The organism is Streptomyces mutabilis (assembly GCF_014649815.1).
Lineage (GTDB): Bacteria > Actinomycetota > Actinomycetes > Streptomycetales > Streptomycetaceae > Streptomyces > Streptomyces mutabilis.
This window is the reverse complement of the sequence record NZ_BMTT01000074.1, coordinates 1-1442: the sequence shown is the minus strand read 5'-3', so window position 1 is coordinate 1442 and position 1442 is coordinate 1. Positions and strand designations below refer to the sequence as shown.

2 protein-coding genes and 1 pseudogene are annotated in these 1442 nt (G+C 32.3%); all 3 read right to left on the bottom strand.

Translation table 11 applies throughout. The features are described 5' to 3' along the window. Window positions 1–141 precede the first annotated feature (141 nt). Window positions 142–738 (bottom strand): recombinase family protein, encoded by a 597-nt coding sequence (locus IE142_RS39595; protein ID WP_191889394.1) that lies wholly within the window; start codon window positions 736–738, stop codon window positions 142–144. A 130-nt stretch (window positions 739–868) separates the two neighbouring features. Further along, window positions 869–1000, bottom strand: coding sequence for a helix-turn-helix domain-containing protein (locus IE142_RS39590; RefSeq protein WP_502266907.1), 132 nt, complete (start codon window positions 998–1000; stop codon window positions 869–871). 93 nt (window positions 1001–1093) lie between these two features. Further along, window positions 1094–1425: pseudogene (locus IE142_RS39585) on the bottom strand (recombinase family protein); the annotation flags it as partial. Window positions 1426–1442 lie beyond the last annotated feature (17 nt).

Genomic DNA, 1442 nt, shown 5'->3' with positions numbered 1-1442 from the left:
ATACGTGTATCATTTCTTACCATGTCGTTCATCGCTTGATGACGTGCATTTAACATGTCTAAATGGTGTCAGCGTGTAGGAAAACTTCTGTATATACTAGATTGTCACTCACTTTTTCTCTTTGATTGAAATAGAACACATTTATATGTTTTTATTCTGTTTAATCCTATGAACCGTGTGTCTTGTGATATTGACTTCTTTACCAATTGTATTGACTTGTTCTAACATTTCTACAACTCGATGATAGATAATGGGTTTTTGTGGATCTTTTGCATCTGCAGAATACAATAATGGGCGTCCTTTATATACACCTTTTTCTTTAACAGCTTTAATGCCTTGTGCTTGTCTGCGCTTACTTTCATTTCTTTCTTGTTCTGAAACCATTGCTAATATCTGTATAATTAAATCTTTCATAAATTTATCTAATAATGGATTACCAATGACTTCATTCATCATTGGTAGACTGGTAATCATCAATTGTACTTCTTTCTCTTTAAGATAATTAACGGTATTAATGACTTCATCATAATTACGACCTAAACGATCAATTGATTCCACGACAAAACGATCTCCCATTCTCACAAAGTTCAATGCTTCTTGAAAGACGGGTCTGTTTTCTATAGATTGACCTGATTGTTTTTCTGTAAAAATTTTTTCAGCACCAAATGTTTTTAAATTTTCAAGTTGTCTTTCTAAATTTTGATCTACTGATGATACCCGCGCATAGCCCACAATCATTTAGTTTCACCTCATAATTAATATACACCCTAATCATACATTTTAATTGCTGTAATTTCAACAATTCATTTTGTATGATTAGGGTGTAATCCTGTCTGATTCTTAGCTTTCTTAAAATTTAGTAATATTTTTATTTCCCTTTATTTTCTTGGTTATTTAACTTATTGAGATAACGATAGATTGTTGTACGTGAAACTTTCCACTGCTCTGCAATAGTTTTAATTGGTGTTCCATTATCATAAAGTGTTTTAAGTAAAGTCAAATCTTGTTTATTTAATTTTTCGGGTCGACCTCCATAACGTCCTCTAGCACGAGCTGCAATTCGCCCCGCTGAAGAACGTTCTAAAATTAAATTACGTTCAAATTCTGCAAATGCTGCGAATAAATGAAATAACAATTGTCCTGTAGAACTTGATTTATCCATTGTTATATTTTCTTCTAAACTATGAAAACTCACGCCTCGATTATTAAGTTCATTAACTAATGTGATTAAATCTTCCATGTTACGGCCTAGTCTATCTAGTCTCCAAACAACAATCGTATCTCCTGACCTCGCAAATTCAATGGCTTTATCTAAACCAGGACGTTTACTTTTTGATCCACTTATGTGATCGCTAAATATTTTTCACAACCATATTGATTTAATCGATCTTCCTGCAAATTCAAATTTTGCAAACCAGTTGACACTCTTGCATAACCTATTT